We start from the raw sequence: 26,822 nt of genomic DNA on the forward strand, positions 1-26,822 counted from the left end.
CTGCGAAGCTCATTCGCGCAGGAAATTCCGAAGCGCCGTTCGTTCTCGAAAGCGGGGACGGATCGGACGCCGGCGCGCCGCTCCGTCGATCGATCAGTCATCGGGGACGACGGGCGTGACATCGGGACATCGGAACGGACGGGGCGTCGGTGCGCGCCTCGCGGCGAGCTTGCTGGCGGGCGCGGCGCTGACCGCCTCTGGAGGCGCCAAAGCGCAGACGGCGCCCGAACGCCCGTTCTCGATTCCGGCCGGCCGTCTCGGCGACGCGCTCGCTGCTTTCGGGCGTCAGGCCGACCTTCAGCTCGCCTACCGGCCCGATCTCGCCGCGGGCAAGACCACCGCAGGCTTGTCTGGTCCAGCGACTCCGGACGCCGCGTTGCGCCGGTTGCTCGCTGGGACGGGCCTGACCTACCAGCTCACCTCGGCTCGGACCGCCGTCATCACCGCTCCGGCAGCCGCGGCTGACGAAGCGCCGGGCGCGGAGGGCTCGCTGGTGCTCAGTCCCATCCAGGTGACGGGCGCCGGAGGCGTCGCGCCGGCGGACGCGCCTTACGTGACGCCGGCGCCGACCGCGCACATCTCGGCCGAAACGATCGAGCGTTTCCGGGGATCGAGCCCGGCCGACATCTTCCGCGGCACGCCCGGCGTGATGTCGGGCGAGGCCCGCAACGGCGCCGGGGCGATCGACGTGAACATCCGCGGCATGCAGGGCATGGGCCGCGTCGCCACCACGATCGACGGCGCCGAGAACGCCATGACGATCTATCAAGGCTATCAGGGCGTCTCGAACCGCACCTACATGGACCCTGACCTCCTGGGCGGAGTCGACATCATCAAGGGCTCCGACGCGGCGTCCTTCGGCGTCGCCGGTACGGTCGCGATGCGCACGCTGAACGCCTCGGACCTCGTCGAGGATGGGCGGGACTACGGCGTGCGGGTGAAAGGCGGCTTCGGAACCAACACGACCAAGCCGACCGACAACGCTCGGGGCGGCTACAGCTGGCCGAGTTGGGCCGGCGCACCGGCCGTCGCCACGCCGTCGTCCGATGGCATGGACAGGCCAGGCTTCCTCCAGCCGAGCAGCGGTTTCGGCAGCGCCGTCGCAGCTGTGAAGCAGGAGAACTATGAGCTGATCGGCGGCTTCGCCTATCGCAAGCAGGGCAATTACTTCGCCGGTAAGAATGGAGGAGACGGCGCGAAGCCCGTCCATACCGGGCCGAGGACGATCTGCAGCTCGACCGGCTGGTGCCAGGACTGGACCGATTACGTCGAGAACGGCGGCCTCACGAACTACCGCGCCGGCGAGGAGGTGCTCAACACGCAGCTCGAGACCCAATCCTGGCTCTTCAAGGGCACGGTGCGGTTCGACGACGACCAGAGCCTGCAGGTGGGCTACACCGGCTTCCGCGCGGACACGGGTTCGCAGTTCGCTTCGCGCCTCACCAGCGAACGCGCGCAACCCTACCAACTGGCGCTGTCCTCGAAGACCGACCTCGACACGCTGACGAGCCGCTATCGTTGGGCGCCGGCCGACAATCCGCTGATCGATCTCAAAGCGAACGTTTACTGGAGCCAATTGGAGGTCCGCGGCCCTAACCCTGTCTCCTACACCGTCTACAAGCGTGGCGATTTCCGGCCCGGCTCCGACACCGACATGTGGGGCGGCGAAATCTCCAACCTGTCGAAGCTCGACCTCGCTTACGGTGATCTCGACCTCACCTACGGAGTCGCCTACCGCGGCGAGGACACTCGGCCGGGCAAAGGCACCCGTGCGGTTATGTCTTGGCTCGATCCCCGCGACGCCGTGCGCAACGAAGCCGCCGGCTTTGTGAAGTCGTCGTTCAAACCGGTCGACTGGCTGACGCTCAACGGCGGCCTGCGTTACACGCATTTTTGGTCGAAGGACCGCAACGACCCGGGTGAGGACTGGGATCGCGGCTACGACTACCGCGTCAAGCGCAGCGAGGGCGGCTTCAGCCCGTCGGTCGGCGTGACGGTCGAGCCGCTCTCGGGGGTTCAGCTCTACGCGAACTACTCCAGCACGCTGCGCGCCCCGAGCATCATCGAGGCCGCGACCGGCTTCTCCATGGGCGTCAGCCCGAACGTCAAGCCGGAACGCTCCCGCAACTGGGAGGTCGGAGCAAACTTCCGCAAGGAAGGCCTGTACTCCGTCGGCGACAAGGGAATGGTGAAGCTCAGCTACTTCAACTGGGACGTAAAGAACTACATCTCCCGGCGCTTCACGGCCTACGAACTCAACGGCATCACCGTGTCCGGCATGCAGATCTTCAACATCGACAGGGCGAGATTCGAAGGTCTCGAGTTTTCCGGCGTCTACGAAAACGCAGGTTTCAAGGCTGAGCTTACGGCGAATTATTATCTCGACGTCACCTTCTGCCGCACTGCGGATGCGTGCGAAAGCAAGTCGCTTTACTCCGACTACAGCACGAACCATGTGCCTCCGGAGTATTCGCTCAGCCTGACGGCCTCGCAGGAGTTCTGGGACACGCTCACCCTCGGCGGCCGCATCCAGCATGTGGGCAAGCGCGCCATCGGCCATGGCGACGCCACCGCGCAGGGATTGAGCCAATTCATCGCCTTGGTGGACTGGAAGCCCTACACGCTCGTGGACGTGTTCGCCGAATACAAGATCAACGAGTATTTCACAGCGAACGTCGGAATCGAGAACCTTACGGACAAATACTACGTCGATCCGCTGTCTCTCGTTCTACAGCCAGCGCCCGGCCGGACCTTCACCGCCTCGCTCACCGCAAAGTTCTGAGTCGGCCCGTCCCGGACCAAGCTCTCCAGCCCGGAAAGTCGAATGAAAACGCTCGATCTCGTCAGCCAAGCCAACAGCCTCTCGAAACGTCTGAAAACGGAAACCGCCGCGCAGCACGCGGCGCTGGACGCGGCAATCATGGCGGGGCGGCCGTTCGCGAGCCTCGACCTCTATGGCCGGTTCCTCGATGTGCAGCGCGCCTTCCACCGCGACGTCGACGCGCTCTATGGCGACCCGGAGCTGATCCGGCTCGTTCCGGGGCTGCCTGCGCTGCGCCGCCTGCCGCTGATCGTCCGGGACTTGGCCGATCTCGGCCTGCCGCCGCGGGAGGAGGCCGACGCCCCCGCTTTCGCCCATGGCGAGACACACGACCTCGCCGAGGCGCTTGGCTGGCTTTACGTGGCGGAAGGTTCCAATCTCGGCGCGGCGTTCCTGCTCAAGCAGGCGGCGAAGCTCGGCCTGTCCGAAAGCTTCGGCGCGCGGCATCTTGCGCCTGCCGCCGACGGGCGCGGCCTGAGCTGGCGGAGCTTCGCCGCGGCGCTCGACGCCGCCCCGCTCGACGCCTCAGCCGCACGCGCCGCGAGCGGCGCGCAGGCGGCCTTCGCGCGCATCCGAAGCCGGGTGGCGAAAGCCTTCTGAGCCATGAGTCGGACGGCCTCGATCGGAGCGAGCGCGACCGATCACGACGTCCTGCGCTGGACGGCGGCCGCGCTTTGGATCGTCGCCCTGCACGTGGGCGTCGCATGGTGGGCCTTGCTCTCTCCGCCGATCGCCCTGCCTCCGGGCCCGCCGCCGGCGATCATGATCGACCTCGCGCCCCTGCCCGAGTCGGTCGCGACCGACGCCGAGCAATCCGCGCCGGATGAAGTGTTTGCGGAAGCCGCCGAGGCGGCGGCGGCCTCGCGGTCCGAAGCCGTCCCCGACGAGGCTGAGACCGAGGAGCCTGACGAGGTCGCGGAGGCGACGACCGAAGACGCGGTCGAACCGGAGTTGCCCGAGCTCGATGCGGTCGAGGTTCCGCTTCCCACGGCGCGGCCCGAAGTGCGCCGAACCGCCGAAGAGGCGCCGCCGCGGCCAAAGCCCAAGAAGCCCCGTGCGCAGCCCCCGGCTCCGAGCGCTCCGCGTCAGGCCTCCGCCGACAGGGAGCAGGCGAGCGCGCCGGTCGCGCTGTCGGACCGAACCGCCGCCTCCGCGAGCGCGTCCGGCGCCGCCGGCGAAAGCCCCGTCACGTGGCAGGCCCGCCTGATGGCGCACCTCGAGCGGCGCAAGCTCTATCCCTCCGCCGCTCGCGCCCGCGGGGAGACGGGGACGGCCTATGTGCGGTTCCGCATCGACGGCGAGGGCAACGTGCTGTCAATCTCGCTCGCCCGCTCGTCCGGCCATTCCGAGCTCGATCAGGCCGTTCTGGCGCTGGTCCGGCGCGCCTCGCCTGTGCCCGCGCCGCCGCCGCAGGCCCGGCGCATGATCACGGCGCCGGTGCAGTTCAGCGTACGTTGAGCACGGTCCTGCTACTCAGAAATGGACGCACTTCAGTCCATTCCGGCTCGGCGGCAGGCCCCGGAGGAGTCGATGCGCCATGAGGAGGTACGCGCGACCGCCACGGTCAACGAGTTCCCTCCATTCGGCCAACAGCGGCCGAGCGTCAGTCAGCCGGGCACAATTTCGCCAACCTGAGGCGACGTGGAGCATCGTATGCTGCAACCCCTCATTCTCTGAGGCTGGAAATTTTTCCTGAGCGGGGTTCGATGGTTTTTCAAGCCGTTCCGCCGCACCCGCCGTCAGGCCAGCATCGGGTCGACGATCGCGCTGAAGCGCTCGAGAGTCAGCGCCCCCTGCTCCTTCCGCCCGCCGCTGAAGAAGAAGGTCGGGGTGCCCGTCACGCCGGCGACCGCGCCGCCGCGGGCCACCGTGTTGACGTCGTCGAGCAGCTTCTGGTTGGAGAGACAGGCCTCGAAGGCCTCGTTGGTCATGCCGACCTGCTTCATGACCCGCTTGAGCTCCGCGACCGGATCGGGCGCGTGCGCCCAGGTTTCGGAGCTGCGGTAGAGCAGGTCGATCGTCGAATACCAGCGATCCTCCGGCGCGCAGCGCGCCAGCATGAAGCCGCCGGCCGCGAGCGCGTTCGTCGGGAACTCCCGCATGACGAAGCGGATCTTGCCGGGATCGACGTACTTCGCCTTGATCTGCGGCCAAGTGTTGAGGTGGAAGTTCAGGCAGTGATGGCAGGTGATCGACGCGTATTCGATCACCTTGACCTTGGCGTCGGCCGGTCCGAACGCCTGTTCGGGGAGCGGCCCCGGCTTGGCGAGAGCGGCCTCGTCGACGGTTTGCGCCCGCAACGGCGCGACGCCCAAGGCAAGGCTCAGCGGGGCCGCGCCCATGGCGGCGAGCAGCGTTCGACGGCTTTGGCCGATCATCCTTCATCCTCCCGAGTTTCACGCACACCGTGACGCCATCGCGGGGCGCCGGTTCAAGAGGGCGGAGATCACGAATAGGCGAGCGCTCGATTTGCCCCCGGGGGGTCCATCGGTCGTCGGACGGCGGCGAACCGCCGCGCTTCACGTCTTCGAGCGGTCGCCCGGGACCGCCGCGCCGCATGCTATCCGGGGCCCTCGGCGCATCGCCGACCGTCATCAACTCCGGAACCCGACCTTGTCCGCTGAAAAGCCCCTGTCCGCAGGCCGCCTGCGTCCGTTGCCTCTTGTCATCTTCAGCTCGCGCTGGCTCCAGCTGCCGCTCTATCTCGGCCTGATCCTCGCGCAGTGCGTCTACGTGTTCCAATTCCTAAAGGAGCTGTGGCACCTCGTGAGCCACGCCACCTCCTTCACCGAGCAGCAGATCATGCTGACCGTGCTCGGCCTGATCGACGTCGTGATGATCTCGAACCTGCTCGTGATGGTGATCGTCGGCGGCTACGAGACCTTCGTGTCGCGCCTCGGCCTCGCCGGCCACCCCGACCAGCCAGAATGGCTGAGCCACGTCAACGCCGGCGTGCTGAAGGTGAAGCTCGCCATGGCGATCATCGGCATCTCGTCGATCCACCTCCTGCGCACCTTCATCGAGGCCGGCAAGATCGGCGTGCCCGGCGGGCTCACCTCCGAAGGCGTGATGTGGCAGACCATCATCCATTCGATCTTCATCCTCTCGGCCATCGGCATCGCCTTCGTCGACAAGATGACGCAGCAGGAGCACTGAGCGGCGCGCAGGCTCCGGGCGTCGCCGCGGCCAGGGTTGATTCCGCCAGCGTGATCGGGCGATGACTCCTGCGGTCCATCCGCGCCGCAGGAGACCCGAGCCATGATCTCAGCCCGCCTCTCGCCCGCCGTCGCGCTCTCCTTGCTCGCCTTCGGCCCGACCGCCGCATCGGCGCAGGACGCCCCCGAGGTCTGGAACTCCGGCTACCAGATGGGCGCGCACTGGGCGGCGGTCTCCACCAAGGGCGGCGACGTGCTCTCGTTCTCCTGCGGCGAGGGCGGCGGGCCCCATGTCCAAAAGGGCGCCTCGGCGCGCGTGGTGCTGGCCTCCATCAAGGGCCAGGCCGCGACGCGCCAGACAGTCGAGGCGCAGTTTGTCGCCGACGGCCTCGCGGTCGCCTTGCCCATGACCGCGTCGGAGGGCGAACTGACGCTTGGCCAAGGCGCCGACCCCGCCGCCCTGGCCAAGCTTGTTGGCGCTCTTCGGACCGCCAAGGCCGTGTCGGTCGCGATCGAGGGCGTCTCCACGTCCTTCGCATCGACAGGATCAAGCGAAGCGCTCGAAGGCGTCGCCGGCTGCGCCAAGGCGCAGGCGAAACCGTAACCGGCGGGGCCCTCACTCGGCCTGAGTGGGCCTCTCGCCCCAGCGCTCCTCGAACACCACGTCGTCGAGCGGCGACCGTCGCGCCCAACGCCGCGCCTCGAGCTCGGGCCGGACGAAGAGTTCATCGACGTAGCCCACGCAGAGATAGGCGACGACCACGGCGCGCTCCGGCACGCCGAGCAGAGGCTTCAGATCCTCCGGGTCGAAGATGCTGACCCAGCCGACCCCGACCCCCTCCGCCCGCGCCGCGAGCCACAGGTTCTGCACGGCGCAGACCGTGCTGTAGAGGTCGGTGTCGCGCTGGTGCGTGCGGCCGAGGACCTGCGGCCCGCCGCGGTCCCGGTCGCAGGTGACGCAGATGTTGAGCGGCGCGGTCAGGATGCCTTCGAGCTTCAGGCTGCGGTAATGATCGCCGCGCGCGCCCTCGAACCGTTCGGCGGCTTCCGCGTTGCGAAGCGTGAACGCCTCGTGGACGCGGCCGCGCGTCTGCGGATCGCGGATGAGGATGAAGTTCCAGGGCTGCATCAGCCCGACCGAGGGCGCGGCGTGGGCCGCGGCGAGGATGCGCCGCAAGACGTCGTCCGGCACCGGGCGCGCCGAAAACTCGTTCCGCACGTCGCGGCGGGTCTCGATGGCGCGGTAGACGGCGCCCCGCTCGGCTTCGGAGAACGCCCCCGCCGGCGCAAGGTCCGAGGTCTGGTCGCCCTGCGGCAGGGGCATCGGAGACGTCACGGCAAGCGACATCGCTTTCGCTCCTCTTCAGCGAATGCAACGCCCCTCCCGCCGTCCGCGCGGTCATGGCTCTGGCGTCCGGCCGGTCTTCTGGCTCGGGATCGTCCCGGGCGCGGCGCCTTCCCGGCCTTGTCGGCCAGTGGCGTCATGCCGTCCCGGTCCCCCTCACAGCGTCGGGCACGCCGCGGGTTCGCACCGCGTTTCCGATTCTCCCGCTCGCGCGGGCACCGAACGATGCGGATGCTAGCCGCCCGCGCCGCGACGGCCAAGCCGCCGATGGTCGTGGACCCAGCGCGCCGCACGTCGCGCGGCGCGCCTCACAGGGGCCTGTCGTGCGGCGGGCGGGAACAATCACCTGCGGCGCGACCCGCTCGTTGGCGGCGTCAGGATGCCGGGACAGTTACGCCTGCGGTGCCCCTATCGTTCGGGCAATGCGGATGTCCGTTCGTGTTGTCGAAGATCATCTTGTCGGCGACGTTGGTCGGCGTTCTCGCCAGCCTGTTCCGCGTGCGGAACGCTGTTGAATGATCGGCGCAGGCCGTGTCCCCCGACAGCCCGAGCCCGCCGACCGCGGTGTTGCCGCTGTAGAGACCAAGTCCGCCGCCGAAGGTGATCGTGCCGCCGACGCGCTTGCCGATCAGCGGGTCCTCCGGCGTTCCGAACTTGGCGTAGTCGCCGTCGTAGACGGCGTCCCCATCCAGCGGGTTGCCCGCCGCGAGACCGAAGAGGGGATTGCCGCCGCTCGGGCTGCCCTGCACCCAAGGGTACAGCATCGCCGTCGAGATCGGCGCACCGTCAAGGCTGAGGCCGTTCGCGGTGAACGCCTTGGCGGCGGCGATCTGACGGCTGAGCAGCCATTGGGATCCAACGGTCGGTCCTGAGTAGGCGACGGCGCACACCGTCCCGCTACGGTTCACCACGACCGCCCAGTAGTGGTTGTTCAAGCCGGTGGAATCGACTTCGTCGGCCTGGAGAAGCGCTGATCTCAGCGCCGCGTGAGTGACCGGGCAATCTTCGGCTTGAGCAGCGTCGACATGCGCGACGGCGGCAAAGCCAGCCACGGTCAGCGTGCACGCAAACGCGCGCCCCATTTTCTGCAAGTTCATGGCGTTTCCCCGGAAAGTGTCGTTGTTTGAAGAACTGCATTCGCAGTCGACGCGTCAGCAAAAGCACGTCAACGCACAGGGCCGACCGTGTCGACCGGGCATCTCAACTATTCACGCAACAATTCGGGGGATATTAATCAGCCAGATGGGTATCCAAACAAAGACCAACGGTGGAAGGGAAGCTCCGCCGGCTGCTTTTGTCAATCAAAATTGGTAGCGAAAGACAACCTACGTGCTTTTGAACTCGTCCGGATTGGATGGCGTTTGGGTCGGCTTCACGGCCCGCGGCCGACGGGCCGTGAGGCCGACGGTCGCCGCCAGAAGGGCGCGGCCTCGCTTTCGCAGAGTTGAAGTCCGCGCCCCAAGCGGAGCGGCTTACGCCACGAAGGACCCGCCGAGTTCGTCCTCGATGTGCGCGCGGACGATCGCCTCGAAGCTGTCGTCGGCCTTGAAGCCGAGCTCGGCGGCGCGCTTCGCCTCGAAGGCCTCCGGCCAGCCGGACACGATCTTCAGCACGGTCGCGTCGGGCTCCCGCTTGATGCGCGAGGCGACCGCGTCGCCGGCGACGGCCTTCAGGCCCTCGATCATCTGGCCGACCGTCACTTCGACGCCCGGCAGCGTGATGTTGCGGCGCGGGCCGACCGCGGCGCCGTCGATCTCGGCGGCGTGGATCAGGAACTGCACTGCGGCGCGGGGGCTCGCCAGCCAATGGCGCACGTCGTCGCCGACGGGGAGGATCGCCTCGATGCCGGACAGCGGCTCGCGGATGATGCCGGAGAAGAAGCCCGAAGCCGCCTTGTTGGGCGCGCCCGGCCGCACGACGATGGTGGGGAAACGCAGCCCAACGCCGTCCACGAAGCCCTTGCGGGTGTAGTCGGCGAGCATGAGCTCGCAGCATGCCTTCTGCGCGCCGTAGGAGGTCAGCGGCGTCAGGTGGAAATCGTCCGGGATGTACTCGGGGAACGGCGCGCCGAACACGGCGATCGACGAGGTGAAGACCAGGCGGGGGACGTAATTGGCGTGGCGGATGGCCTCCAGCAGGTAGCGGGTGCCGTCCATGTTGATGCGCCACCCCTTGTCGAAGTCGGCCTCGGCCTCGCCGGAGACGATCGCCGCGAGGTGGAAGATCACGTCGGGCTTGTCGGCTGTCAGCTGCGACGCGGTCGCCGGCTCGGAGAGATCGGCCGCCGAGACGTTGACCGGGAACGCCGCGCCTTCGGGGGCCTTGGGGACAACCACGTCGACGAGGTCGAGCCGCTCGATGGTCCGGCCGGCGAGAGCGCCCTTGGCGACGAGTTTTTCGGTAAGCTTGCGGCCGACCATGCCGGCGGCGCCGATGACGAGGATATGCATTGTGTCTGTCCTGCTTACTGGGCGGACCATCGAGAGCCCGTTTGGAAATCTCAATCAGAGCGACGAGGTTGGGCGTGCGGTGAGACGCCAACCTGCGGTCGGCTCCTCGGCGTGGGGGGTCTGACGTCAGGCGCCTGGACCTCCTCATGCTGGTGAGCCCGCGTCAGCGGGCGTCTCGAAGCACGCGCACCCTCTTCTAAAGTCTCATGCGCTAGCCGGCCACCTAGATCGCAAAGCCGCCGTCGACGAAATGGAGGTGGCCGGTGACGAAGCTGGACTCCTCGCTGGCGAGATAGACCGCGAGCGCGGCGACTTCCCGGCCCTCGCCGAGCCGGCCCATGGGTTGGCGGTCCACGAAGGCCTGCCGGACCTCGGCCAGCGGCTTGCCCGACGCCGCCGCCTGTTCGGTCATGCGCTGCTCGAGCGAGGGCGACTGCACCGTGCCCGGGCAGATGGCGTTGGCGCGCACGCCGGAGCGCACGAAGTCCGCGGCGACGCCCTTGGTGAGGCCGACCACCGCCGCCTTGCTGGCGTTGTAGACGTAGCGGTTGGGCACCGCCTTCGCGACGCCCGCGACCGAGGCGACGTTCACGATCGAGCCTCGCCCGCGCTCCAGCATGCCGGGCAGTACGGCGCGGATCGTCCGGTGCATGGAGCGCACGTTGACGTCGAAGGCGAGGTCCCAGTCGGCGTCCGTGCAGTCGAGGATCGAGCCGGCGTGGACGACGCCCGCGGCGTTGGCGAGCACGTCGAAGGGCCCGTGCGCCGCGACCAGCGCAGCGACCGCCGCGCCGTTGCGCACGTCGAGCGCGGAGGTCACGGCGCCTGCGAGATCGGCGAGCTTGGCGGCGTCGAGATCGGTCGCGACCACCTCCGCGCCCTCGGCCAGGAACGCCTCGGCGATCGCGCGCCCGATGCCCTGCCCCGCCGCCGTCACCAGCGCGCGCTTGCCCTTCAGCCTGTCGGCCACCGCCGCCTCCCTCTCACAGCTCCGCGCGGATGTCTTCGAGCCGACGCGTCTGCCGGCCGCCCGCATCGAAATTGGCCGGCTCCAGCCAGCGCTCGAAAGCCGCCTTCACGCGCGGCCAATCCTCGTCGGTCATCGCGAACCAGGCGGTGTCGCGGCTCCGGCCCTTGACGATCATGTGCTTAAGAAAAACGCCCTCGAAGCGGAAGCCGAACCGGAGCGCCGCCGCGCGGGAGGGCGCGTTCAACGCGTCGCACTTCCACTCGTAGCGCCGGTAGCCGAGGTCCTCGAAGACGTAGCGCGCCATGAGGTGCATGGCTTCCGTCGCCGCGGGCGTGCGCTGCAGGAGCGGCGAGAACAGGATCGAGCCGACTTCGATCACACGGTGGTTCGGCTCAATGCGCATGTAGGAGGCGCGGCCGATCGCCCTGCCCGTCGCAGCGTCCCGGATCGCGAGAAAGACGGGGTCGGCGAGGCCCGCGGTCTTGGCCAGCTCCGCGGCGAGCGACTCCTCCGAGGTGAAGGGTCCGTTGAACAGGTAGGTCCAGAGCCCTGCGTTCTCAGCGCCCGAGACCACCGGGAACAGGTCGGCCGCGTCCACGCCCGGGTTCGGCGGGGTAAGGCGGACGAAGCGCCCTTCGAGCGTGGTCGCCGCCGGACGCAACGCCGGCTGCGCATAGGAAACGGCGAGACCGACGGGCTGTTCGGCTGGCGGCATGACGGGCGACCTTCGCGCGAAAAGGGGCGCTGTCCGCGCCCCCACACGCTTCAGTGGTTGTCGCGCGGCACGCCCATGGACTGGGCGACGCGTTGGTACTTCACCGCCGGCTTCAGCACCATGCCGTTGTCGAACTGGTCGACCATGCTGCGCTGGATCTCCTGCCACGGCGTCTGGTGCTGCGGGACCGGGAAGCCGCCCTTGGCCGCGAGCTCCGCCCGGCGGCGGTTCAGCTCCTCGACGGGCAGGAGGATGTTGGCCTCGCCCTTCCCGAGGTCGATGCGCACCCGGTCGCCGGTCTGCAGGATCGACAGCCCCCCGCCGGCCGCCGCTTCGGGCGAGGCGTTGAGGATCGAGGGAGACCCGGAGGTGCCGGACTGGCGGCCATCGCCGATGCAGGGCAGCGCGTGGACGCCCCGTTTGATGAGCTCGGCGGGCGGCTGCATGTTCACCACCTCGGCGCCGCCGGGATAGCCGATCGGCCCCGTGCCGCGGATGAACAGCATGCAGTTCTCGTCGATCCCGAGCGACGGGTCCTCGATGCGGTGGTGATAATCCTCCGGCCCTTCGAACACGATCGCCCGACCCTCGAAGGCCTCGGGGCTTTCCGGGTTCGAGAGGTAGCGCAGGCGGAACTCCTCGGAGATCACCGAGGTCTTCATGATGGCGTTGTCGAACAGGTTGCCGCGCAGCACCAGGAAGCCCGCTTCGGCCTTCAGCGGCGCGTCGAACGGCATGATCACGTCGGCGTCGAGGGTCAGCTTGCCGCGGCAGTTGTCGCCGATCGACCGGCCGTTGACCGTGATCGCGCTCTCGTGGATCAGGCCCTTCTCCATCAGCGCCGCGACCACCGCCGGCACGCCGCCGGCGCGATGGAACTCCTCGCCGAGGTACTTGCCGGCCGGCTGGCAGTTCACCAGCAACGGCACCTTGTGGCCGTAGGTCTCCCAGTCCTGCACGTCGAGCTCCACGCCGATGTGGCGGGCGATGGCGTTGACGTGGATCGGGGCGTTGGTGGAGCCGCCGATCGCGGAGTTCACCACGATCGTGTTCTCGAAGGCCTCGCGGGTCAGGATGTCGGAGGGCTTCAGGTCCTCCCACACCATGTCGACGATGCGCTTGCCGGTCTCGTAGGCGATCTGGCCGCGCTCGCGGTAGGGCGCGGGGATGGCGGCGCAGCCCGGCAGCGTCATGCCGAGCGACTCGGCCAGCGCGTTCATGGTCGAGGCCGTGCCCATCGTGTTGCAGTGGCCGACCGAGGGCGCCGAGGAGGCGACCAGCTCGATGAAGCCGTCATAGTCGAGCTTGCCCTCGGCCATCAGCTGGCGGGCGTGCCAGACGATGGTGCCGGATCCGGTGCGCTCGCCGTTGAACCAGCCGTTCAGCATGGGGCCGCCGGAGAGCACGATCGCCGGGATGTTCACCGTCGCCGCCGCCATGATGCAGGCGGGCGTGGTCTTGTCGCAGCCGGTGGTCAGCACGACGCCGTCGAGGAAATAGCCGTAGAGCGTCTCGACCAGGCCGAGGTAGGCGAGGTTGCGGTCGAGGGCGGCCGTCGGGCGCTTTCCCGTCTCCTGGATCGGATGCACCGGGAACTCGAAGGCGACGCCCCCGGCGGCGTTGATGCCCTCGCGGGTGCGCTTGGCGAGCTCGATGTGGTGGCGGTTGCAGGGGCTCAGATCCGAGCCGGTCTGGGCGATGCCGATGATCGGCTTGCCGGACTGCAACTCCTCGCGGGTCAGGCCGAAGTTGAGGTAGCGCTCGAGGTAAAGCGCTGTCATTCCAGGATTTTCGGGGTTGTCGAACCACAGCTGCGAGCGGAGCTTGCGCTTCTGGCCGGGCTTCAGCAGACGGACGTCGTCGCCGCTCTCGGCGTGGCCGTCGATGCTGCCGTGTCCGTTCCCGCCCTTGCCGTTGCTCGACATCTCGCGCTCCCTCACACCCCGCGCGCGACGTCTTCCGCGCCGCATCGCGTTTCGAATGGCTTCAAAGTGGGCGGAGAATGCTCCGGCGAATGCGGCGGATCAAGGACAATCGAACAAAAGTTCGGTTTCTGAAAACAAGTCTCAAGCCCTGCCGGACGCAACGAAAACGCCCGCTCCCTCGCGGGAACGGGCGTTAACGCCAGGCGACACGGGTTAACGCGCGCCGCTTATTGGTTAACTTGGGGTTAACCGCGGGTGTTCGTCGGCCCGAGCGGCTTGCCGTCCTTCGACCGCGTCTGGTCGCTCGGCGCGCCGCCCATGTCCTTGCGGGTGTCGTCGGCCGCCTTCTGGTCCTGAAGATAGGTGCGACCGTTGGTTGACTGAGTGCCAGTGGTGCTGCCGCCCGGGGCGGCTTCCGCGGCGCCGGTGGGCGCGCCGGGGTCCATACGGGTCTGGTCGGACTGGCGCTGGTCGTTCAGGTAGGTCTGGCCGTTGGTCGACTCGGCGCTGTTGGGGCTCTGCGCCATGGCGGCGGGAGCGACGGCGAACGAGGCGGCGATGAGGCCGGCGAACAGGCCGTGAGCAAACTTGGTCATGTTAAATCTCCTTACGAGAGTTGGCCGTCACGTTGGTCGGTCATTATCTATGGAGATCAGGCCGCGGAGCGGCGCTGACCGTCGTGCCGACCTTCGGCGAATTCTTCGATGATCTTGGCGTTAAACGCCGGAATGTCGTTCGGGTTGCGCGAGGTCACGAGGCCTTGATCGGTAACGACTTCCTCGTCCGAAACGATCGCGCCGGCGTTCTTGAGATCCTGCTGGATCGACTTGAAGCCCGTCATCTTGCGGCCCTTCACCAGGCCCGCGCTGATCAGCACCTGCGGGCCGTGACAGATCGAGGCCACCGGCTTGCCGGCTTCGAAGAAAGCGCGGGCAAAGCTAAGAGCTTTGTCATCGACGCGAAGGGCGTCGGGGTTGAACAGGCCGCCGGGGATCAGCAGGCCGTCGAACGACCCCGCGTCCGCGGAGGCAAGCTCCTGGTCGACCCTGACCTTCTGGCCCGGCTTGTCGTGCTCGAAGCCCTGGATTTCGCCGGACTTCGGGCTAACGACCGTGATCACGGCGCCGGCCTCCTTGAGGGCCTTCACCGGCTCGGTCAGCTCGACCTGCTCGAAACCGTCGGTGGCGAGCACGGCGATGCGACGCCCGTCGAGGCGATTGGCCATGATGAAACTCCTTGAATTGTCGGCGTAAGAACGCTTTGAAGCGCGTCCGCGGCGCGTCACGCGCTTGTTGCAAATACAACCCAGAGCGGCGGGCGATCGTTCCCCCTCTCGCCATGCAAGCGAGCATTTCAGTGATGCGTATGAACACCCTCACGACCGTCGCGGCCTTCGACCGCATCGGCGAGGAAAACGCCTTCGCCGTGCTCGCCCGCGCCACCGCCCTTGCGGCCCACGGGCGCGACATCGTCAATCTCGGCATCGGCCAGCCGGACTTCCCGACGCCGCCGCATGTGGTGGAGGCGGCGGTCAAGGCGCTGCGCGACGGCCACCACGGCTACACGCCGTCGGTCGGCATCCTGCCGCTGCGCGAGGCGGTGGCCCGCGACCTCGACCGCCGCTTCGGCGTCGCCGTAGATCCGGACCTCGTGATGATCGTGCCGGGCGGCAAGGTGACGATGTACGCCGCCATCCGCCTGTTCGGAGAGCCCGGCGCGGAGATCCTCTACCCGGACCCCGGCTTCCCGATCTACCGCTCCATGATCGAGCACACCGGCGCGACGCCGATCCCGGTTCCGGCGCGTGAGGAGAACGGCTTCGCCTTCTCGGCCGACGAGCTGCTGGCGCTGATCACGCCGCGGACCCGGCTGATCATCATCAACTCGCCCGCGAACCCGACGGGCGGCGTGACTCCGGCCGAGGAGATCGACAAGCTGGTGGCTGGCCTCGAGGCCCATCCGCACGTGGCGATCCTGTCGGACGAGATCTACGACCAGCTGATCTTCGATGGGCTCGAGCATCGCACGCTGCTCGCCTACCCCGAGATCCGCGATCGGCTGATCGTGCTGAACGGCTGGTCCAAGACCTACGCCATGACCGGCTGGCGGCTGGGCTGGTCGATCTGGCCGAAGGCGCTTTACGACGACGTCCGCAAGCTCGCGGTCAACGCCTGGTCCTGCGTCAACGCCGCGACCCAGTATGCGGGCATCGCGGCGCTCGACGGCCCGCAGGACGCCGTCGAGCACATGCGCGCCGAGTTCGACAAGCGCCGCGCGTTGGTGACCGAGGGGCTGAACGCGCTGCCGGGCGTCAGCGCCGTGACGCCCAAGGGCGCCTTCTACGCCTTCCCGAACGTCAGCCGGACCGGATGGAAGGCGAAGCCGCTCGCCTCCGCCCTGCTGGAGGAGGCTGGCGTCGCCGTCATCGGCGGACCGGATTTCGGCGTGCACGGCGAGGGCTACATCCGGCTGTCCTACGCCAACTCCGCCGCGAACATCTCCCGCGCGCTGGAGCGCATGCACGCCTTCCTCAGCGAACGCGCGCCGGCCTGAGGGCCGCGGCGGCGGGACTGGAGGGCAGGCGCCCGCGCGGCATAGGAGGACGAAAGGAGACGCCCGCCCATCCCATGCGGGAGGGCGAGAACATCCTCAACGTGAGGGCTGTAGCTCAGTCGCCGCGGCGCGGCGAATGCGTGCCTTCGCCCTGATCGGTCTGCAGTCCGGGGAATTCGCCGAGGTTGTCCTGGAGCGAGGCCTCTTCCACCGGCGCGCCGCGCTCGGCCGGCGTCACGACGCCGTCCGCAAGCGGGTTCGGCTCGAGACCGGCTCCAGGGCTCGACTCCAGGCCGGCCAGTTCCTTGGCGCGCTCCAGATACTCGTCCTCGCGGCCCTCGGGCGAGCCGGCGTCGATCCAGAGCTTGCGGGCGCGCTCGCGGAGCTTCGGCGTAACGGGGGTCTCGGACATGGTCGTTCCTCGCAAAGGCTAGTGAGTGTGGGAGCCAACTCTGCGCGCCCCAGCATGGTTCCGCATTGATCGAGCGCAGCGCCGCAAACGAAAAAGGCCCGGAGCGGTGCTCCGGGCCCAAATCCTCGACCGCTAGGCGATCGATCAATAGCGGTAATCCGGCCGGCGGCGCGCGCCGCGCTGCGCGATCTTCTTGGTGATCCAACCCATGAACAGCGCCTTGAGAATGTTCTTCAGCATCGGTGCCTCCGTGTAACTGTTGAAGGCACAACCAACGACGCGGGCGCTTGGTTCCCCAAGGTGGTTTCATCGGCCGGACGACCGTTCAACAGAACGTTATCGACTTCAGGATGGACGGGCCTCAGCTGGTCGTGACCCCGCTCGCCTTGGCCTGCGCCGCGGTCGCTTCGAGATGGGCCACATGCGCCTCGTCGAGCTTCAGCTTGGCCGCCAGCGCCTGCAGGAAGTATTGCTCGCCCGGCGTGTCGGGATCGATCGTCAGGCGCGCCGCCAGCCAGATTTCGGAGCCCAACTCCGGCCCGTCGGCTTCGGCCGCGATGGCGTCGAGGTCGTCGGCCTGGCCGAGATGTTCCAGCAGGAACTCCTCCTCGTTCGCCTCCGCGCCCGCGGCCTTCAGCGCCTCCTTGATCTTTCCGATCTCCTCGCGATCGATCCTGCCGTCGGCGCGGGCGGCCGCGATCATCGCGCGGATGAGAAGCAGCCCGAGCTTCTGCTCGTCGGCCGAGGTGGAGGGGCTGAACGGCGTCTCGGTCGGCGGGGGCAGCACCTCGATGGGCGCCGCCTGCGGCTGGGTCTGGTGGCCGGGCGCCTGAGGATAGGGATAGGGCGCGCCCGGCGCGGGCGCCTGCTTGGCCTGGTAGTTCTGCCACGCCTTGTAGGCGAGGCCGCCGAGGATCGCGAGGCCGCCGAGCTTCATGGCGCTGCCGCCGAGCGCGGGCCCTTTCTTGGAGCCCTTGCCGCCCAGCAGCACCGAAGCGAGCGTGCCGGCGATCGCGCCGCCGGCGATGCCGCCGAGGTTGCCCTTGGCGAGGCCCTCGACCTGCTTCATCAAATCGCCGGACCCGCCGGCCGACCCCTTTCCGCCGGGAGCGGCCGGGCCGCCCATGCGCTTGAGGATGTCGCCCATGCCGCGGTTCGAACCGCCGCCGGAGCCAAGAAACTGGTCGAGAATGGATTTGGCGTCGAGCACGGCAGGTCTCCGATCGGCGTCATGATTGCCGTTCGGAGGTAGGGTCGCGGGTCCCCGGCCGCAAGCGGCCGAGCCGGGAAGCGGCCGTCAGCGCGCCTTGAGCTTCGAGGCTTCCTGCGCCAGCGCCTTGATGCCGGCCCAGTCGCCGCGCGCGATCAGGTCCGCGGGCGCGACCCAGGAGCCGCCGACGCTGACGACGTTCTTGAGCGCGAGGTAGCTCGGCGCGTTGGCGAGGTCGACGCCGCCCGTCGGCACGAAGTGCAGGTTCGGCAGCGGGGCGAGCAGCGCCTTCAGATAGGCCGGGCCGCCCGCGGGGCCGGCGGGAAAGAACTTGGCGAAGTTCGCGCCGCGCTCGGCCAGCTGCATCGCCTCGGAGGCGGTGGCGACGCCCGGCAGGAACGGCACCGGCGCCTCGCTGCCGGCCGCGATCAGCCGGGAGCTGACGCCGGGGCTGACGAGGAACTCCGCGCCGGCCTGGATCGCGGCCTGGACGTGCTCGGTCTCGAGCACGGTCCCGGCCCCGACGGTGACGCCCTCGACCTCGGAGACGATCGCCTGCAGGGCTTCGAGCGATTTCGGAGTGCGGAGCGTCACCTCGAGAACGGGCAGGCCGCCGTCCCGGAGCGCCTTCGCGGTGGCGACGCCGCTCGCCGCGTCGTCAAAGGTGAGCACCGGGATGACGGGCGCCTGGGCCAGGATCGCCGCGAGGCGTTCGGTCTTGGCGAGCGTGAAGGACATGAGCATCTCCTCGCGGGGGGCGTAGGTGACTTTCGGCGCATGCTGCATCGCGCCCAAGCGTCGCCGCGTCAAGTTTGGCGCGGGATGCGCCGCTCGCATGACTGCCGATCCGCCGCTATGGTCGGCCTCGGCTCCACGTTCGCCGCACGAGAGACGTCCATGACCCGCCACCTCGACCTCGACGCTCTGGCGACCCTGGCGGCGGTCGTGGACATGGGGGGATTCACCGCCGCCGCGGGGCGGCTCGGCCGCACGCAGTCGGCGGTCAGCGCCAAGATCGCGGCGCTGGAGGCCGAGCTCGGCCATCGGCTGATTGAGCGCGGACGCAGCGGCGCCGTCGCGACGCCGGCCGGAACGGAGCTCTTGGGCTACGCCCGGCGGCTGCTGCAGATCGAGGACGAGGCGCGGCTGGCGCTGGGTGGCGAAAGCCTCGGCGGCCGGGTGCGGCTCGGCATCCCGGACGACTACGTCGAGCCGTTCGGCGCGCTGCTGCTGCGGCGGTTCATGACCACCCACCCCAAGGTCCAGCTCGACGTGCGCTGCGAGATCAGCCAGCGGCTGGAGCGCGACCTGGCGCAGGGCGCGATCGACGTCGCGGTCATCACGCGCGATCCCGAGCGGCCGACCGGCGAACTGCTGCGCTACGAGCCGCTGGTCTGGTGCGCGCCGCCGGACCATCGCCCGGAGCTGGTCGATCCGTTGCCGCTCGCGGTGTTCAGCGAGGGCTGCCGCTTTCGCAACGTGGTGCTGGGCGCGCTCGAGACCTCCGGCCGCCCGTGGCGCGTCGCCTATGTCTCGTCGAGCCTGCAGGGCGTGCTGTCGGCGGTCGCGACCGGCTTCGCGCTCGCCTGCGTCGCCGAAAGCTCGGTGCCCGCGGGCTGGCGGAGGCTGGGCGCCGCGGAAGGCCTGCCCGACATGCCCGCGGCCGAGATCGGGCTCGTAGTGCGGCCCGACGCGGGCGTCGCCTCCCGCACGCTCGCCAACACGATCCGCGCCACGCTCGCGCGCCTCGACCGGGCGGCCTGAGCCCCGCATGCTGATCGGAATCGACTGGGGCGGCACCAAGATCGAGGCGATCGCGCTCGACGAGGGCGGCGCGACGCTGCTCCGCGAGCGCGCCCCCACGCCGCAGAACGACTACGAGGGCTGCGTCTACGCCGTCGCCGGCCTCGTCGCCCGCTTCGAGAGCGCGCTTGGCGCGACCGGCTCCGTTGGGGTCGGCATGCCGGGCTCGCTGTCGCCCGCGACCGGGCTGCTGCGCAACGCCAACTCCACCTGGCTGAACGGCCGCCCGCTGAAGCAGGACCTCGAAACCGCGCTCGGCCGCCCGGTGCGGCTGCAGAACGACGCCAACTGCCTCGCGGTGTCGGAGGCGACCGACGGCGCCGCGGCGGGCGCGGCGGTGGCCTTCGCCGTGATCGTCGGCACGGGTTGCGGCGCAGGCGTCGCGATCGGCGGGCGACCCTGGACCGGCCGACAGGCGATCGCCGGCGAGTTCGGCCACAACCCCCTGCCCTGGGCGAGCGGGACCGAAGAGACCCCCGGCCCGCTGTGCTGGTGCGGCCAGCGCGGCTGCGTCGAGACCTTCGTGTCCGGCCCCGGCTTCGCCCGCGCCCACGCGCTGACGACCGGCGTCGCCATGAGCGCGGAGGCGGTGGTCGCGGCCGCCCGCGGCGGCGACGCGGACGCGGCCGGATCGCTGTCGGTCTACGTCGACCGGCTCGGCCGCGCGCTCGCGACGGTGGTGAACCTGCTCGACCCCGACGTGATCGTGCTCGGCGGCGGCATGTCGAACGTCCCGGAACTCTACGAGGGCCTGCCCGTCGTCATCGCCTCCAGGGTGTTTTCGGACGGCTTCTCCACCCCGATCCGGCCCGCCCTTCACGGCGATTCCTCCGGCGTCCGCGGCGCGGCCTGGCTGTGGAAGGCATGAGCGCGGCGCCCGGTCCCCAAGAGGGACGCTGCGAGCGGCGTCTCTGGATCGCGGCCTATGCGCTGATCATGGTCGTGCTCGCGGCCGGCGCGGCGCGACGGATTCTGGCGCTGTGGTGACTCAGCGGGTCAGCAGCGTGGCGATGTCGACGAGGTTGACCACGAGCCACATCCCGACGCCCCATGACGCGAGCATCGCGATGGAGCCGCCGTATTCGGCGAAGCGGCGGCGGCGCTCGAAGCGTGCGATGGTCGGGTCGATCATGGCTCTGAATCCCCCGGAGCGCGCGTCCCCTCAGGCGCCGCCCCATGTGTGTCGGAAACGCGGCGGCGGGCGTCTGGTTCCCTGCCGATTCACCATAGGAGCTGCGGCGGCATGAGCGGGTTTGAGGGCGGGCCCCTGTTTCTCGGCGTCGACGGCGGCGGCACCCGCTGCCGCGCGCGGGTGCGGGACGCCGCCGGTCGCCTTGTCGGCGAGGGCCTCTCCGGACCCGCGAACGTGCGGCGCGGCGCGCGGGCGGCGATCGACGCCGCGGTCGCGGCGGCGGAGGCGGCGCTCGCCGCGGGCGGGCTCGGGCGCGAGGCGCTGGGCCGCCTGCACGCCGGCCTCGGGCTTGCGGGCGTGTCGCAGGCGCTGGCGCTGGCGGCCGCGCTCGCCGAACCGCACCCCTTCGCGCGCCGGACCATCACGACCGATTTCGCGACCGCCTGCCTCGGGGCGCATGGCGGCGGCGACGGCGGGCTCGTCATCGTGGGCACGGGCAGCGCCGCCTACGCCCGCGTCGACGGCCGCGAGCACCGCTTCGGCGGCTGGGGCTTCGAGATCGGCGACGAGGGCGGCGGCGCGCCGCTCGGCCGCGAGGTCCTGCGCCACGCGCTGCGCGCCGCCGACGGCCTGGAGCCGCGCGGCCCCCTCGCCGACGCCGCGCTCGCGGCCGTCGGCGGCGGCCAGGACGCGGCGGTCGAGTGGGCGTCGACGGCGACGCCGGCCGACTTCGGCGCGCTCGCGCCGCTGGCCGTCGCGCAGGCCGCGACGGACCCGGCCGCCGCCGCCCTGCTGGACGAGGCGGCGGCTCACGTGGCGAAGCTCATCCTGCGGCTGGCCGCGTGCGGAGCGGAGCGCGTGGCCCTCGTCGGCGGGCTCGCGGCCGTTTACGCGCCCCGCCTGCCCGAGGCCGCGGCGGCGCTCCTCGTCGCGCCGCTGGGCGACGCGGCGGAGGGCGCGATCGCGCTCGCCCGCGACGCCGCGCGGACGCCGGCATGACCCGGCGCGCGCTACTGCCCGACCGGCTGTTCGACGGCGAGAGCTTCCACGAGGGCGTCGCCGCGCTAGTGGAGGACGGCCGCGTTCTGGGCCTCGCGCGCGCCGACGCCGTGCCGTCGGACGTCGTGGTCGAGACGGTCGAGGGCCTGCTGGCGCCGGGCTTCATCGACGTGCAGGTCAACGGCGGCGGCGGGCTGCTGCTGAACGACGCCCCCACGGCCGAGACCATGGCGACGATCGCGCGCGCGCACCGGCGCTTCGGCACGACCGGCCTACTGCCGACGCTCATCACCGACGGCCCCACCGTCATGGCGGCGGCGGTCCGCGCCGCGACCGAGGCGATCGCGGCGGGAACGCCGGGCGTGCTCGGCCTCCATGTGGAGGGGCCGTTCCTCAACCCGCTGCGCAAGGGCGTGCACGACGCCGCGCTGATGCGCGCGCCCGACGACCACGACATCGCCGTGCTGTCGCATGCGACCGGCGGCGTGACCGTGGCGACGCTCGCGCCGGAGCGCGTGCCGGCGCTCGCGATCCGGCGGCTCGCGGCGGCCGGCGTACGCGTCGCGGCCGGCCACACCGAGGCCACCGCGTCGGACCTCGCGGAGGCGCGCGAGGCCGGCCTCACCGGCTACACCCACCTCTTCAACGCCATGCCGCCGCTGCAGGGCCGCGCGCCGGGACCCGTCGGCGCGGCGCTGTCGGAACGCGACACCTTCTGCGGACTGATCGCCGACCTGCACCACGTCGCGCCCGAAGCGCTGAGGACCGCGATCGCCGCCAAGGGCCGCGACCGCGCCCTGCTCGTCACCGACGCCATGGCGACGATCGGAACCGAGATGACGGAGTTCCGGCTGCAGGGGCGCCGCATCCTGCGCGCCGGCGGGCGGCTGACCACGGAGGACGGCACGCTGGCCGGCGCCGACCTCGACATGGCGACCGCGGTGCGCAACTGCGTCGACGCGCTTGGGCTGCCTCTGGCCGACGCGCTGATCATGGCGTCGCGCACCCCGGCCGCCTGGCTCGGCCTCGAGGACCAGTTGGGCCGGATCGCCGCCGGCTTCCGCGCCGATCTCGTGGCGCTCGACGCCGGGCTCCGTGTCCGCGCCACCTGGATTGGCGGCCTGCGCGAGGAGGCGTGACCTTTTCGCGGGCCGCGCTAGGATGACGGGAATACGCCTCGCGCGCCGTCTGGCGCGGCCCACGGGATCCGACCTCAGGTGACGGCCTCTTTCGACGAAGCCCCCGACGACCGGTCCAGCCGCGGACTCCGCGGCATCGGCCGCTATCTCGTGTCGCCGCTGCGACGCCTCGTGCCGAAGGGCGAAGATGCGCAGACCCTGCGCGCCCGCGCCATGTCCGACGCCGAACTCGCCGACGCGCTGACCACAGAGGTCTACGCCGCGCAGAACGCCGACGACGAGATCTGGGTCGAAGGCGCGGCCGTGCTGCAGGAGGCGGCCCGACGCCTGCGCGAGCGCGGACGCGTCGATCCCGCGTGATCCCATTGACGCCGATCCACTCCCCAGGAGCGCCCGCTTGAGCGACAGCCACGGCATAGGGTCGTCCCGCGTGTCCGCGACGATCACGGCGAAGGGCGCCGAGCTCGTCAGCCTGAAGGACGCCGGCGGCGACGAACTGCTCTGGCAGGCGGGGCCGGAGTGGCCGCGCCGCGCGCCCGTGCTGTTTCCGATCGTAGGGAAGCTCGCCATCGACGCGCTGCGCCACGACGGCGCCGTCTACCGCATGACCCAGCACGGCTTCGCCCGCGACGCGGACTTCGACTGGGAAGAACGCAGCGCGAGCCGCGCGACGCTGAGCCTTGCCGACAGCCCGGCCACCCGCGCGATCTATCCCTTCCCCTTCCGCCTGACCTTGGCCTATGCGGCGGAGGACGCCGTTCTGAGCGTGACCGCGACGGTCGCGAACCCCGGCGACGCGCCCCTGCCCTTCTGCCTCGGGGCGCACCCCGGCTTCCGCTGGCCGCTGGTCGACGGCGTCCCGAAGTCGGACCATGTCCTCGTCTTCGACGCCGACGAGACCGGACCGCGTCTGCTGATCGAGGGCGGATTGCTCGGGGCCGAGGGCCCGGCGCCGATCGAGGGCCGGGTGATGCGGCTGAGCGAAGAGCTGTTCGCGGCGGACGCCGTGGTTCTGCCCGCCGCCCGCAGCACGTCGGCGCGCTACGCCGCGCTCGGGTCCGACGGCGCCGAGCTTCGAGCCATGACCGTCTCCTGGGACGGCTACGAGGATCTCGGCGTCTGGTCGAAGCCCGGCGGCGCGCCGTTCCTGTGCATCGAACCTTGGCGCGGCATGGCGAGCCCCGTCGGCTGGGACGGCGACTTCGTGGACAAGCCCGGCGTGGTGCTGCTCGCGCCCGGCGAGGAGCGCACCTTCACGTGGCGGGTGGAGGTCTGACGGCCGCGCCCGCACGCCATCGGACAGAAATCGCGATGCTCAAGCGTCCGCCGCTGGCGCGATCGCCGCAGTCCGCGCCTCGGCGGGCCGCAACTCCGCAAACCGCGCCTCGGCCAGCGGTGTCGACTTGCCCGTCACGTCGTCCATCAGGCCGCGCCACAGCGAGACGCAAAGACCGACCATCACCAGAAGGAACGGCGCCGCGGCGAGGATCGACGCGGTCTGCAGGCCCTTGAGCCCGCCCATCACCAACAGCACGCAGGCGGACGCTCCGGCGAGCGCGCCCCAGAGCGCGACGATCGCCGGGCGCGGCTCGAGCGCGCCGCGGGACGACAGCATGCCCATGACCACGGAGGCGGCGTCCGCCCCCGAGACGAAGAACACCGCGACCAGGAACATGGCGACCGCGGAGGTCAGCGCGGGCCAGGGGAACTGCGCGAGCAGGACGAACAGCGACGCCGCTTCGCCCTTGGCGTTGACCGCATCGAGCAGCCCGCCGGGACCGAACAGCTCGGAATGCAGCGCTGCGCCCCCCATGATGGTGAACCACACAAACGTCACCGCGCTCGGTATCAGCAACACGCCGACGACGAACTCACGAATGCTGCGGCCGCGCGAGATCCGGGCGATAAAGACGCCGACGAAGGGCGCCCAGGAGACCCACCACGCCCAATAGAAGATGGTCCAGCTCGACAGCCAAGAGCCGTCGCTGAACGCCGCCGTGCGGAACGACATCGTGACAATGTTGCTGATGTACTCGCCGATCGACTCGATGAAGGTGTTGAAGACGAACACCGTCGGGCCGCACACCGCGAGGAACGCCAGCAGCGCGACCGCGAGCACCATGTTCATGTTGCTGAGGAACTGCACGCCTTTGCCGACGCCCGAGATCGCCGACAGGATGAAGGCGACGGTCAGAGTGGCGATGATCGCGAGCGAAATCCCGTTCGTTTCTCCCGTGCCCCAGAGAATGTTGAGGCCGCTGTTGATCTGCTGGGCGCCGAGGCCGAGCGACGTCGCGGTGCCGAACAGCGTCGCGACGATCGCCAGCACGTCGATCGCCTTGCCCGCCGGCCCATGGATCGCGCTCCCCAGAAGAGGCTGGAACGCTCTCGAGATCAGCATGGGCAGTCCGCGGCGGTAGCTGAAATAGGCGAGCGCGAGGCCGACGACCGCGTAGATCGCCCAAGGGTGCAGCGCCCAGTGAAAGTAGGAGTATTGCATCGCGACCAGCGCGGCGGCCTTGGTCTTGGGCTCCGCGAGCGCATGGGGCGGCGCGCCGAAATGCGAGATCGGCTCCGCGGCGCCCCAGAACATCAGCCCGATGCCCATGCCGACGCTGAACATCATGCACACCCAGGAGGGGGTGGAGAACTCCGGCGCTTCGTCTTCGCGGCCGAGCTTGATGTCGCCGAACCGGCTGAACGCGAGAAAGACCGCGAAGACGAGAAAGAAGGCGGTGGAGACGACGAAGCCCCAGCCGAACGACCGGATGATGCCGGCGAGCGTCCATCGAGCGGCGACCGTGAGGCTTTCAGGAGCGAGAGCCCCCCAGAGCACGAAGCCGCCGCCGATGGCGAGGGCTGGCCAGAACACCGCGGGATCGAGCCCGCGCGGCTCCGTCGTCGTCTGATTGGTCACGTCACCGGTCTCCGTGTCGTTTCGACTTGCGCCCCTGGCGCGGGTGCTTCAGGCCCTTCCGGTCTTCCATCCTCAGTGCGTGAGCGAGCCCCCTCGTCTTGAGGCGTGGGGGGCGTCCTCGAGAGCGGCCCGATGGCCGGTCCCGAAGCAGACGGGGGTGGCGGCGGACATCCATCGATCGGGCCGAGCGCGCCTGTCAGCGCTGGTCGCTCCCCCTGGCGAGCGCGCGCGTCCGCGTTCCGACCACCCTAGGGGTTAGCCCGGCAGGTCGAGCGCGTGGCTCTTCGATGAGGTCGTTTGTGGTTCCCCAGCCAGCTTAACCTTTCGGAGGCCGGCTTTAGTCTGTCAGGAGATAGTACGGAGGCCGATGAGAGCGTCTTGTGACGGCGCGACCGGTTGTGCTCTGATTGCGACATTCCTGCGGCGGCAAAGCGCTCTACCCATCCCCCCCGCCCGGGTAGGCCGTAACATGGGGGCGCCCCCGGGCTCAGGACGGTATGAGGGCGATCGGGGCTGGGCCTGCCGCCATGGTGCGTGGCGAGGCTGATCCGTGCGTCTCCCGCACGACCGTCATGGCGCTCGTCGAGCTTGCGGAGAGAATCATGGCCGAGCGGGGGCCGCGGACGGACGGATGGGGGCTTCCCGGCTGTGCCGGTCTGCCGGTCAAAAAGGATGCGCACGACGGGGAGCGGAAGCGGCCGGACGCCCTGAGGCGGCGGCGCGACGCTCTTGGGGCCCGACCCCATCCCGGGAGGCCGGCCTTTAGCGGCGATCCGAAGGCCGGCGCGAAGCAGCAAGACCTGGGCCTCGACCAACTTGGCGCGCCGGTACGGCCCGTGGCGCAAGGGCGCGCGCCCGCTCGGGCCGCCGCATCACATCTGTCTGAGATCTGGACGACGTCCGGCGCGGGACGGCGATCTACTTGTTGGCGGGGTCCTTGTCCTCGGCCGCGTAGAGGCGCTCTGTGGCGTTGTCGGACACCGACGTCGGCGCCTTCGCCCCGCGCCGTCGAACCGCGACATAGGCCAGCACGGCCCCCGCCAGCAGTATTCCCACCACCCAGAGCATGTAGGGCGTTCCGCTGACTGCGCTTTCCGTCATGTCTCTCTCCGTTGCCTGTCCATTGAACAACCCGCTGCGACAGGCAACGTTCCGCCTCTCGGCGACGCGGCGGGACGCCGGCGGCCCGGAGGACCGAGCGCTTCCCTGGTTTCGGGCCCGACCAAGCTGCGCTTCGTCGGTACGGCGCCGCCCCGCCGACGAGGTGCGTTCGTGG

28 protein-coding genes and 1 riboswitch are annotated in these 26,822 nt (G+C 69.9%); of the genes, 13 read left to right on the plus strand and 15 right to left on the minus strand.

All coding sequences use genetic code 11. The annotated features are described in order from the left end of the window. The first annotated feature begins 115 nt into the window (after window positions 1–115). Genes K244_RS0114710 through K244_RS0114720 form a run of 3 tightly spaced genes read left to right on the plus strand, consistent with a single transcriptional unit; the run spans window position 116 to window position 4,279 of the window. Entirely contained in the window at window positions 116–2,782 is a 2,667-nt protein-coding gene (locus K244_RS0114710; protein WP_036305811.1) for a TonB-dependent receptor, read from the plus strand. A 42-nt stretch (window positions 2,783–2,824) separates the two neighbouring features. Then, complete coding sequence (locus K244_RS0114715) at window positions 2,825–3,421, plus strand: biliverdin-producing heme oxygenase (protein WP_020187045.1); 597 nt, start codon at window positions 2,825–2,827, stop codon at window positions 3,419–3,421. A gap of 3 nt (window positions 3,422–3,424) precedes the next feature. After that, window positions 3,425–4,279, plus strand: coding sequence for an energy transducer TonB (locus K244_RS0114720; protein WP_020187046.1), 855 nt, complete (start codon window positions 3,425–3,427; stop codon window positions 4,277–4,279). Window positions 4,280–4,560: 281 nt separating this feature from the next. Here the strand turns inward: K244_RS0114720 and K244_RS0114725 are convergent, their stop codons facing one another. Beyond that, window positions 4,561–5,199 (minus strand): thioredoxin domain-containing protein, encoded by a 639-nt coding sequence (locus K244_RS0114725; RefSeq protein ID WP_020187047.1) that lies wholly within the window; start codon window positions 5,197–5,199, stop codon window positions 4,561–4,563. Between the two features lie 235 nt (window positions 5,200–5,434). Between K244_RS0114725 and K244_RS0114730 the strand changes: the two genes are divergently transcribed. Both K244_RS0114730 and K244_RS0114735 read left to right on the plus strand, forming a co-directional pair. Beyond that, on the plus strand, window positions 5,435–5,977 hold the full coding sequence (locus K244_RS0114730) for a TIGR00645 family protein (protein ID WP_024816522.1): 543 nt from the start codon (window positions 5,435–5,437) through the stop codon (window positions 5,975–5,977). A gap of 102 nt (window positions 5,978–6,079) precedes the next feature. After that, a complete protein-coding gene (locus tag K244_RS0114735; protein ID WP_020187049.1) occupies window positions 6,080–6,580 on the plus strand; it encodes a hypothetical protein in 501 nt (166 codons plus the stop codon). Window positions 6,581–6,592: 12 nt separating this feature from the next. Here K244_RS0114735 and bluB read toward each other — a convergent pair whose 3' ends face one another. The 8 genes from bluB to K244_RS0114775 form a co-directional block, all read right to left on the minus strand. Beyond that, a complete protein-coding gene (bluB, locus tag K244_RS0114740) occupies window positions 6,593–7,300 on the minus strand; it encodes a 5,6-dimethylbenzimidazole synthase (RefSeq protein WP_024816523.1) in 708 nt (235 codons plus the stop codon). Between the two features lie 74 nt (window positions 7,301–7,374). Next, window positions 7,375–7,559: riboswitch (cobalamin riboswitch) on the minus strand. A gap of 136 nt (window positions 7,560–7,695) precedes the next feature. Further along, window positions 7,696–8,418, minus strand: a complete 723-nt coding sequence (locus K244_RS0114745; RefSeq protein ID WP_245259776.1) for a heme-binding protein — start codon at window positions 8,416–8,418, stop codon at window positions 7,696–7,698. Between the two features lie 375 nt (window positions 8,419–8,793). Further along, window positions 8,794–9,771 carry a D-erythronate dehydrogenase gene (gene denD / locus K244_RS0114750; RefSeq protein ID WP_020187052.1) on the minus strand — a complete coding sequence of 326 codons (978 nt, stop codon included), beginning with the start codon at window positions 9,769–9,771 and terminating at the stop codon, window positions 8,794–8,796. A gap of 223 nt (window positions 9,772–9,994) precedes the next feature. Beyond that, the gene (locus tag K244_RS0114755; protein WP_020187053.1) at window positions 9,995–10,741 is read right to left on the minus strand and encodes an SDR family oxidoreductase; all 747 of its coding nucleotides are present in this window, start codon (window positions 10,739–10,741) and stop codon (window positions 9,995–9,997) included. A gap of 13 nt (window positions 10,742–10,754) precedes the next feature. Beyond that, entirely contained in the window at window positions 10,755–11,456 is a 702-nt protein-coding gene (locus K244_RS0114760; RefSeq protein WP_020187054.1) for a GNAT family protein, read from the minus strand. 50 nt (window positions 11,457–11,506) lie between these two features. Further along, window positions 11,507–13,381 (minus strand): IlvD/Edd family dehydratase, encoded by a 1,875-nt coding sequence (locus tag K244_RS0114765; RefSeq protein WP_020187055.1) that lies wholly within the window; start codon window positions 13,379–13,381, stop codon window positions 11,507–11,509. 245 nt (window positions 13,382–13,626) lie between these two features. Beyond that, on the minus strand, window positions 13,627–13,977 hold the full coding sequence (locus K244_RS0114770) for a hypothetical protein (RefSeq protein WP_020187056.1): 351 nt from the start codon (window positions 13,975–13,977) through the stop codon (window positions 13,627–13,629). 56 nt (window positions 13,978–14,033) lie between these two features. Next, window positions 14,034–14,606 (minus strand): type 1 glutamine amidotransferase domain-containing protein, encoded by a 573-nt coding sequence (locus tag K244_RS0114775; RefSeq protein ID WP_020187057.1) that lies wholly within the window; start codon window positions 14,604–14,606, stop codon window positions 14,034–14,036. 134 nt (window positions 14,607–14,740) lie between these two features. Between K244_RS0114775 and K244_RS0114780 the strand changes: the two genes are divergently transcribed. Continuing rightward, complete coding sequence (locus K244_RS0114780; protein WP_036305812.1) at window positions 14,741–15,934, plus strand: pyridoxal phosphate-dependent aminotransferase; 1,194 nt, start codon at window positions 14,741–14,743, stop codon at window positions 15,932–15,934. Window positions 15,935–16,049: 115 nt separating this feature from the next. Here K244_RS0114780 and K244_RS0114785 read toward each other — a convergent pair whose 3' ends face one another. The 3 genes from K244_RS0114785 to eda all read right to left on the minus strand — a co-directional run bounded on the left by K244_RS0114785 (window position 16,050) and on the right by eda (window position 18,294). Continuing rightward, a complete protein-coding gene (locus K244_RS0114785) occupies window positions 16,050–16,346 on the minus strand; it encodes a DUF2934 domain-containing protein (protein WP_020187059.1) in 297 nt (98 codons plus the stop codon). A 361-nt stretch (window positions 16,347–16,707) separates the two neighbouring features. Beyond that, window positions 16,708–17,556 carry a DUF533 domain-containing protein gene (locus K244_RS0114795; protein WP_020187061.1) on the minus strand — a complete coding sequence of 283 codons (849 nt, stop codon included), beginning with the start codon at window positions 17,554–17,556 and terminating at the stop codon, window positions 16,708–16,710. 87 nt (window positions 17,557–17,643) lie between these two features. Further along, window positions 17,644–18,294, minus strand: coding sequence for a bifunctional 4-hydroxy-2-oxoglutarate aldolase/2-dehydro-3-deoxy-phosphogluconate aldolase (eda, locus tag K244_RS0114800; RefSeq protein WP_024816524.1), 651 nt, complete (start codon window positions 18,292–18,294; stop codon window positions 17,644–17,646). A 159-nt stretch (window positions 18,295–18,453) separates the two neighbouring features. Between eda and K244_RS0114805 the strand changes: the two genes are divergently transcribed. The 3 genes from K244_RS0114805 to K244_RS24340 are packed head-to-tail and all read left to right on the plus strand — an operon-like array spanning window position 18,454 to window position 20,346. Beyond that, window positions 18,454–19,320: a LysR substrate-binding domain-containing protein gene (locus K244_RS0114805; protein WP_036305813.1), complete on the plus strand. Its 867-nt coding sequence runs from the start codon at window positions 18,454–18,456 to the stop codon at window positions 19,318–19,320. Between the two features lie 7 nt (window positions 19,321–19,327). Then, window positions 19,328–20,227, plus strand: a complete 900-nt coding sequence (locus K244_RS0114810; protein ID WP_020187064.1) for an ROK family protein — start codon at window positions 19,328–19,330, stop codon at window positions 20,225–20,227. Then, a complete protein-coding gene (locus K244_RS24340; protein ID WP_020187065.1) occupies window positions 20,224–20,346 on the plus strand; it encodes a hypothetical protein in 123 nt (40 codons plus the stop codon). Before K244_RS0114810 ends, K244_RS24340 begins: the two co-directional genes overlap by 4 nt. Window position 20,347: 1 nt before the next feature. Here the strand turns inward: K244_RS24340 and K244_RS23665 are convergent, their stop codons facing one another. Next, complete coding sequence (locus K244_RS23665) at window positions 20,348–20,491, minus strand: hypothetical protein (RefSeq protein WP_020187066.1); 144 nt, start codon at window positions 20,489–20,491, stop codon at window positions 20,348–20,350. A 111-nt stretch (window positions 20,492–20,602) separates the two neighbouring features. On the opposite strand from K244_RS23665, the gene K244_RS0114825 reads away from it, so the two are divergent. The 4 genes from K244_RS0114825 (at window position 20,603) to K244_RS0114840 (ending at window position 23,905) form a co-directional block, all read left to right on the plus strand. After that, entirely contained in the window at window positions 20,603–21,490 is an 888-nt protein-coding gene (locus K244_RS0114825; protein WP_020187067.1) for a BadF/BadG/BcrA/BcrD ATPase family protein, read from the plus strand. Then, window positions 21,487–22,629, plus strand: a complete 1,143-nt coding sequence (gene nagA, locus K244_RS0114830) for an N-acetylglucosamine-6-phosphate deacetylase (RefSeq protein WP_020187068.1) — start codon at window positions 21,487–21,489, stop codon at window positions 22,627–22,629. The genes K244_RS0114825 and nagA overlap by 4 nt, the downstream gene beginning before the upstream one ends. Before the next feature lie 78 nt (window positions 22,630–22,707). Further along, window positions 22,708–22,989, plus strand: a complete 282-nt coding sequence (locus K244_RS0114835) for a hypothetical protein (protein ID WP_020187069.1) — start codon at window positions 22,708–22,710, stop codon at window positions 22,987–22,989. 37 nt (window positions 22,990–23,026) lie between these two features. Continuing rightward, window positions 23,027–23,905: an aldose 1-epimerase family protein gene (locus tag K244_RS0114840; protein WP_024816525.1), complete on the plus strand. Its 879-nt coding sequence runs from the start codon at window positions 23,027–23,029 to the stop codon at window positions 23,903–23,905. Window positions 23,906–23,944: 39 nt separating this feature from the next. Here the strand turns inward: K244_RS0114840 and K244_RS0114845 are convergent, their stop codons facing one another. Together K244_RS0114845 and K244_RS0114850 are read right to left on the minus strand one after the other, a co-directional pair. Next, window positions 23,945–25,546, minus strand: coding sequence for a BCCT family transporter (locus K244_RS0114845; protein ID WP_020187071.1), 1,602 nt, complete (start codon window positions 25,544–25,546; stop codon window positions 23,945–23,947). Between the two features lie 918 nt (window positions 25,547–26,464). Continuing rightward, window positions 26,465–26,647 carry a hypothetical protein gene (locus tag K244_RS0114850; RefSeq protein ID WP_020187072.1) on the minus strand — a complete coding sequence of 61 codons (183 nt, stop codon included), beginning with the start codon at window positions 26,645–26,647 and terminating at the stop codon, window positions 26,465–26,467. Between the last annotated feature and the right edge of the window lie 175 nt (window positions 26,648–26,822).

Source organism: Methylopila sp. 73B (assembly GCF_000526315.1).
Classification (GTDB): Bacteria; Pseudomonadota; Alphaproteobacteria; order Rhizobiales; family Methylopilaceae; genus Methylopila.

Excerpts from the sequence above, each read along its gene's own strand:
- K244_RS0114715 (WP_020187045.1), top strand. The coding sequence starts at position 2,825 with ATGAAAACGCTCGATCTCGTCAGCCAAGCCAACAGCCTCTCGAAACGT.
- K244_RS0114720 (WP_020187046.1), top strand. The coding sequence starts at position 3,425 with ATGAGTCGGACGGCCTCGATCGGAGCGAGCGCGACCGATCACGACGTC.
- K244_RS0114725 (WP_020187047.1), bottom strand. The coding sequence starts at position 5,199 with ATGATCGGCCAAAGCCGTCGAACGCTGCTCGCCGCCATGGGCGCGGCC.
- K244_RS0114735 (WP_020187049.1), top strand. The coding sequence starts at position 6,080 with ATGATCTCAGCCCGCCTCTCGCCCGCCGTCGCGCTCTCCTTGCTCGCC.
- bluB (WP_024816523.1), bottom strand. The coding sequence starts at position 7,300 with ATGCCCCTGCCGCAGGGCGACCAGACCTCGGACCTTGCGCCGGCGGGG.
- K244_RS0114745 (WP_245259776.1), bottom strand. The coding sequence starts at position 8,418 with ATGAACTTGCAGAAAATGGGGCGCGCGTTTGCGTGCACGCTGACCGTG.
- denD (WP_020187052.1), bottom strand. The coding sequence starts at position 9,771 with ATGCATATCCTCGTCATCGGCGCCGCCGGCATGGTCGGCCGCAAGCTT.
- K244_RS0114760 (WP_020187054.1), bottom strand. The coding sequence starts at position 11,456 with ATGCCGCCAGCCGAACAGCCCGTCGGTCTCGCCGTTTCCTATGCGCAG.
- K244_RS0114765 (WP_020187055.1), bottom strand. The coding sequence starts at position 13,381 with ATGTCGAGCAACGGCAAGGGCGGGAACGGACACGGCAGCATCGACGGC.
- K244_RS0114770 (WP_020187056.1), bottom strand. The coding sequence starts at position 13,977 with ATGACCAAGTTTGCTCACGGCCTGTTCGCCGGCCTCATCGCCGCCTCG.
- K244_RS0114775 (WP_020187057.1), bottom strand. The coding sequence starts at position 14,606 with ATGGCCAATCGCCTCGACGGGCGTCGCATCGCCGTGCTCGCCACCGAC.
- K244_RS0114780 (WP_036305812.1), top strand. The coding sequence starts at position 14,741 with ATGCGTATGAACACCCTCACGACCGTCGCGGCCTTCGACCGCATCGGC.
- K244_RS0114785 (WP_020187059.1), bottom strand. The coding sequence starts at position 16,346 with ATGTCCGAGACCCCCGTTACGCCGAAGCTCCGCGAGCGCGCCCGCAAG.
- eda (WP_024816524.1), bottom strand. The coding sequence starts at position 18,294 with ATGTCCTTCACGCTCGCCAAGACCGAACGCCTCGCGGCGATCCTGGCC.
- K244_RS0114805 (WP_036305813.1), top strand. The coding sequence starts at position 18,454 with ATGACCCGCCACCTCGACCTCGACGCTCTGGCGACCCTGGCGGCGGTC.
- K244_RS0114810 (WP_020187064.1), top strand. The coding sequence starts at position 19,328 with ATGCTGATCGGAATCGACTGGGGCGGCACCAAGATCGAGGCGATCGCG.
- K244_RS24340 (WP_020187065.1), top strand. The coding sequence starts at position 20,224 with ATGAGCGCGGCGCCCGGTCCCCAAGAGGGACGCTGCGAGCGGCGTCTC.
- K244_RS23665 (WP_020187066.1), bottom strand. The coding sequence starts at position 20,491 with ATGATCGACCCGACCATCGCACGCTTCGAGCGCCGCCGCCGCTTCGCC.
- K244_RS0114825 (WP_020187067.1), top strand. The coding sequence starts at position 20,603 with ATGAGCGGGTTTGAGGGCGGGCCCCTGTTTCTCGGCGTCGACGGCGGC.
- nagA (WP_020187068.1), top strand. The coding sequence starts at position 21,487 with ATGACCCGGCGCGCGCTACTGCCCGACCGGCTGTTCGACGGCGAGAGC.
- K244_RS0114850 (WP_020187072.1), bottom strand. The coding sequence starts at position 26,647 with ATGACGGAAAGCGCAGTCAGCGGAACGCCCTACATGCTCTGGGTGGTG.